The organism is Streptomyces sp. NPDC032161 (assembly GCF_040636995.1).
GTDB lineage: Bacteria > Actinomycetota > Actinomycetes > Streptomycetales > Streptomycetaceae > Streptomyces.
This window is the reverse complement of record NZ_JBEZVN010000093.1, coordinates 1-4,424: the sequence shown is the minus strand read 5'-3', so window position 1 is coordinate 4,424 and position 4,424 is coordinate 1. Positions and strand designations below refer to the sequence as shown.

At 68.1% G+C, this 4,424-nt stretch carries 6 protein-coding genes; 2 read left to right on the top strand and 4 right to left on the bottom strand.

The genetic code is table 11. The features are described 5' to 3' along the window. Positions 1-131: 131 nt before the first annotated feature. Positions 132-1,388: a cytochrome P450 gene (locus AB0E67_RS36170; protein ID WP_362035068.1), complete on the bottom strand. Its 1,257-nt coding sequence runs from the start codon at positions 1,386-1,388 to the stop codon at positions 132-134. Positions 1,389-2,025: 637 nt separating this feature from the next. Between AB0E67_RS36170 and AB0E67_RS36165 the strand changes: the two genes are divergently transcribed. Beyond that, positions 2,026-2,274 carry a hypothetical protein gene (locus AB0E67_RS36165; RefSeq protein WP_362035066.1) on the top strand — a complete coding sequence of 83 codons (249 nt, stop codon included), beginning with the start codon at positions 2,026-2,028 and terminating at the stop codon, positions 2,272-2,274. A gap of 18 nt (positions 2,275-2,292) precedes the next feature. Here AB0E67_RS36165 and AB0E67_RS36160 read toward each other — a convergent pair whose 3' ends face one another. The 3 genes from AB0E67_RS36160 to AB0E67_RS36150 all read right to left on the bottom strand — a co-directional run bounded on the left by AB0E67_RS36160 (position 2,293) and on the right by AB0E67_RS36150 (position 3,763). Beyond that, on the bottom strand, positions 2,293-2,598 hold the full coding sequence (locus tag AB0E67_RS36160; RefSeq protein ID WP_362035070.1) for a hypothetical protein: 306 nt from the start codon (positions 2,596-2,598) through the stop codon (positions 2,293-2,295). Next, on the bottom strand, positions 2,514-2,846 hold the full coding sequence (locus AB0E67_RS36155; protein WP_362035064.1) for a transposase: 333 nt from the start codon (positions 2,844-2,846) through the stop codon (positions 2,514-2,516). Before AB0E67_RS36155 ends, AB0E67_RS36160 begins: the two co-directional genes overlap by 85 nt. A 290-nt stretch (positions 2,847-3,136) precedes the next feature. Then, positions 3,137-3,763, bottom strand: a complete 627-nt coding sequence (locus AB0E67_RS36150; RefSeq protein WP_362035062.1) for an isochorismatase family protein — start codon at positions 3,761-3,763, stop codon at positions 3,137-3,139. Between the two features lie 419 nt (positions 3,764-4,182). On the opposite strand from AB0E67_RS36150, the gene AB0E67_RS36145 reads away from it, so the two are divergent. After that, positions 4,183-4,338 (top strand): SDR family NAD(P)-dependent oxidoreductase, encoded by a 156-nt coding sequence (locus AB0E67_RS36145; protein WP_362035060.1) that lies wholly within the window; start codon positions 4,183-4,185, stop codon positions 4,336-4,338. Positions 4,339-4,424: the final 86 nt, after the last annotated feature.

The window sequence follows — 4,424 nt, the reverse complement described above, 5'->3', positions numbered from 1 at the left end:
CCCCCCAGGTCATCCACTTCGACAGGGGGCACACAGCCATACCGGACCCGGGGGCCAGGCACCCCATTGCGGGGCCACGAAAAAGGTAACGGGGCATGTGTCAGCGGTGGCCATAGTGTTGGGGTGGTGGTTCATGGGCGGGCCTGGTTCAGGTGGGTGGGGAGGGTTTGGACGGAGTTGGAGATCAGGGATGGCACGGGCACGAGGGATTCGGGGTTGGTGGCGAGTGAGAGTCCGGGGTACGCGCTGAACAGGGCTTCGAGAGCGATCGCGGCTTCCATGCGTGCCAGGGGTGCGCCAAGGCAGACGTGGGGGCCACCGCCGAAGGCCAGGTGCCGGGACTGGGTTCGGGTGAGGTCGAACCGGTCGGCGTCCTGGCCGTGCTGGGCGGTGTCGCGGCCAGCCGCGCTGTAGGGGGCGAGGATGGCGTCGCCAGCGGGTATGGTCACGCCGCCTATGTCCAGGTCCTCGCGTGGGTAGCGGGCGAGGAAGTTTCCGATGGGGGCGTCCCAGCGCAGAGTTTCCTCGACGACGACGGGCCAGACGGAGGGGGCGGAGCTCAGCGCGAGATCGAGTTGGCCGGGGTGGGTGAGCAGGGCGCGCAGCGCGTTGGTGATGAGGCTGAGGGTGGTTTCGTGACCGGCGGCGACCATCAGCCAGAGGGTGCCGGTCAGCTCTGCGTCGCTGAGGATGCCGGGGTTTTCCCTCTGGGCGGCGATCAGGGCGCTGGTGAGGTCGTCGACCGGTGTGCGGCGCTTGTGTGCGACGACCTTGTCGAGGAGTTCGTAGATGAGGCGTTGTGTCGAGAGGACTTCTTCAGGCTCTGCGGTGGAGTCGAAGATGGACCGGACCAGGCGCCGCAGCTGGGGCCGGAGCGGGCCGGGGACTCCGATGATGTCGCAGATGACGTTCATCGGCAGCGGGTAGGCCAGGTGCTCACGCAGGTCGACCGAGCCGTCCGGGCCGGTGCGCTCGGGCAACGCCTGGACGAGGCCGCGGGCGAGTTCGGTCACTTGCGGGCGCATGGCCCGGACACGTTCGGGGGTGAGGACCTGGGTGACGACGCGGCGCAGGCGGCGATGGTCGTCGCCGTCAGCCGTCACCATGTTGGTGATTTTGACCATGCCGGTCAGCGGCCAGTCCTCGGGAATCCGGTTGGTGCGGATGTCCGTCCACCGGTGCCAGTCCTTGCTGACCCGCGGATCAGTCACCAATTCCGTGACGAGCTGGTGCGTGGTGACGGCCCAGGCTTCCACGTCGCCGGGCAGGATCACCTTCACGACCGGGCCGAGCTCTCGCAGCCGTGCGGCTTCGCCCTGGTGGTCGGCGCCGGTCGGGTCCAGGCGCAGGACCGGGACATGCTGGGCAGTACGTTGTTGTGCCGTCATGAGCTACCTCCGGTACACGGTGCGAGAGCGGGCGGGCTGGGCTATCGAACGGACGGGTCCAGGGCGGTGTCGCTGGTCGGCGTGGACGTCACGGGCAGGGATTGGAAACCGGTCGATGCGTCCGAGCGGCCTGAGCATGGTGGCAAGCATGTCTTTGTAGCGCCCGGCGGTCTCGGCGTAGTTGGTGTAGGTGCTCCGTCTCGCCTCTCGTAGGGCCCGGAGGGTCTCGGTCCTGGTCTGGTGGCGGGCTGTACTGCGGCTGAGGGGGCTGCGGTGGCACCCGTCGCCGCTGTACCGAGGGCTCCGACGGTGGCGCCGAGCACGGCGGCGAGTCCTGCGTCCATCGCGCCACTGTGGCGGCCGCCGTCCGGGCAGCGCGAGACGGAGATCAGCCATCCGCATCCGGACAGCTTCGCGGCACGCCTGGTGGTGGTCGGTGCCGGAAGCCGGCCGGGACGCCAGTCGCCTTTCGTGGGCTGACGCGAGGGTGACGGGATGCACTCACATCTGCGGGTTCAAGGAGTGGTTTACGGCTAAAGGTGAGGTTGTCTGCGGCATCCCGTCGCTCGGAACGTGACTGATGCTCCTATTGTTCGTCAAGCGTTCTGAGGCACGAGGTGCAAGGTAGTTTCGCTGCATGTCACAGACTCCCGAAGAAGTCCGCAGCCGCGACGATCTGGTCTCCTTCGTTCGAGAACTGCGTCAGGACTGCCTTCGCAGGGGACACGAATGGGAGAACCAGAGCCTCGACCGCTTCCTTGAGGCTCTTGCGGCATGGATGCATGACTCGCCGGGCTGGTACCAGAACGTCGGGAAGGAGCTCCCGGAAGGCGGGGACTGGACCTTCCTGGCCAGAGCGCTTCAGGCCGCCACTGTCCATGAGTGAAGTGTTCGCGTCCAACGGTCAGGCCACGTGGAGCCAGTCGCGGTAGGCATGGGCGAGGTCGTCGTCCCGGCGGATCCCGCGTTCGAGGGTGGAGATGGCGGACGGCCAGATGCCGAAGTGACGGGCGGCCGCGGTGAGCGTGATGTTCTTGGACTGTCGCAAAGGCCGCAGGTCGGCGACGCCGGGGATGCTCACCGTGCTGGTCAGGCAGCGAAATATCTCCCGGGCGATGGCCCGCTTCAGGAGCCGGATGATCTCCTTCTTCGTCCGGCCCGCGGCGGTCTGTCGCTCCACGTACTCGCGGGTTCGGGAGTCGCTGGACATGCGGACCAGGGCGATGCGGTAGAGGCGGCGTTGGCTGCCCGGTCGCCGCCTCGTGAGAGGCGATGCCGGTTTGTTCTGCCGCTGGAGGCGGGGACCGGTGCGGCTCCGCAGAGGGCGGCGAAGGAAGCTTCGGTCCGCATGCGTTCGAGGTTGCCACCAGCGGTGACCAGGAGCTGGGCAGCGGTGTCGGGGCCGACTCCGTGGGCGGCCCGCAGCCCGGGGTTGTGGACGGTGACCTCGCTGTCCAATGCCTTGGTCAGGGCCTCATGCTCGGCGGTCAGTTCTTTGACGCGCCGGGCGAGGCTCTTCAGTGCGGTGAGGACCGCGACGTGGACTGCGTCCCCGGCCGGCCGTAGCCGGGCCAGGGCGTCGGTGCGGTCTGTTGCTTTGAGCTGCCCGAATTTGGCGCGGATGGTCGGCGCGCGTCTGCGCGTCGGGCGGCATCGCGGTGATCCGGTCGTGGGTGGTGACGGTGCGAGCGGCCGCGTCCTCGAAGCGCCGGGGCACGGCCGCCGACGACCGGTCGGCCGGTGGGCCTCTATGCCTGGTAGGCCGCGGAGATCTGGCCGACCAGGACGGCGAACGGCATGTCGAGGGCAGCGTAGAGGTCACCGGCCTCGGGGCGCGCGTTGTCGGCCAGGGCCTCGACCATGAAGGTGGCGTAGTCGCCGACGACGACGCCCGCCTGCTGCATGCGCAGCAGTCCGGCCTCCCGCTTGGCCTGGCTGAAGGTGCCGGACGCGTCCACGGCGACGTACGCGTCGTACCCGGCTGCCGTCGCGGAGATCGCGGGCAGTGCCGCGCACACCTCCAGGGACACCCCGGCCAAGATCAGCTTCTGTCGCCCGGTGGCCTCGATCGCCTCGCGAACCCGGGCGTCGTGCCAGGCGTTGACCGTACTTCGGTCGACGATCTTCTGTCCGTCCGGCAGCGCCTGGACCAGCTCGGGGATGGTCGGCCCCCACATGCTGTTGGCCGCGGTGGTCGTGGCGACCAGCGGGATGCCCAGCACGGTCGCCGCCCGTGCCAGCGCCACCACGTTGTGCTTCAGCTCGCCAACCGGGATGTCCCGCACGCCGGACAGAAGGCCCACCTGGTGGTCGACCAGCACCACGGCGGCGTTCTCCCGAGTGATCGACTCAAGGAACTTGCTGCGCTCGCTCATCTTCCGCTCCCTTGGGGTTGAGTCACAGCGCCATTGGTCGTCAAACTTGATAGTCAATTTTGATGACAACTTGAAGCTATAACTCGGAGGATTGCCCCGCGAGCGGGCTCCAGCGTGCGGACCGTTCCCCGATCTGCGCCCCATGGCGGCTCCCGTCCGAAGCCATGGTTCGCCTCCCGCCCGCGTGACCGCCTGCGGGTTGTCTGCCCTGATTGCCGTCCGTCGGCCATACGGGTCACGGATTGCCGCCGTTCGATGGATGCGGCGGTCGGGTCCGATGCGGCTTCCTGCTGGCTGGGACACCTTCCTTGCGGGCGTACCGGGCGATACGTCCCGGCCCGAAGAGGAACCCGGTGTCGTGCGGGTTCCGAACCGCTTGCCCGTCGTTCACCTGGGTGGTTGCAGGAAGGACCCTTGACGTGTCTGATCCCGTTGTCCTCATCACGGGCGCGCTTACCGGTATCGGCCGCGCCACCGCCTTCGCTTACGCCCGTCAAGGCGCGAACCTTGTGGTCTCCGGCCGCCACGAGGGCGTGGGTGGACAGCTTGCCGGGGAACTGGCCGACGGGCCTTGACCCGGAATCTTGGACACGGGCTATGCGGGTTGGGCCAGGGTAATTGATGTTGTGTCGAGTGCTGTCTCGTAGGCGATGGGACTGCG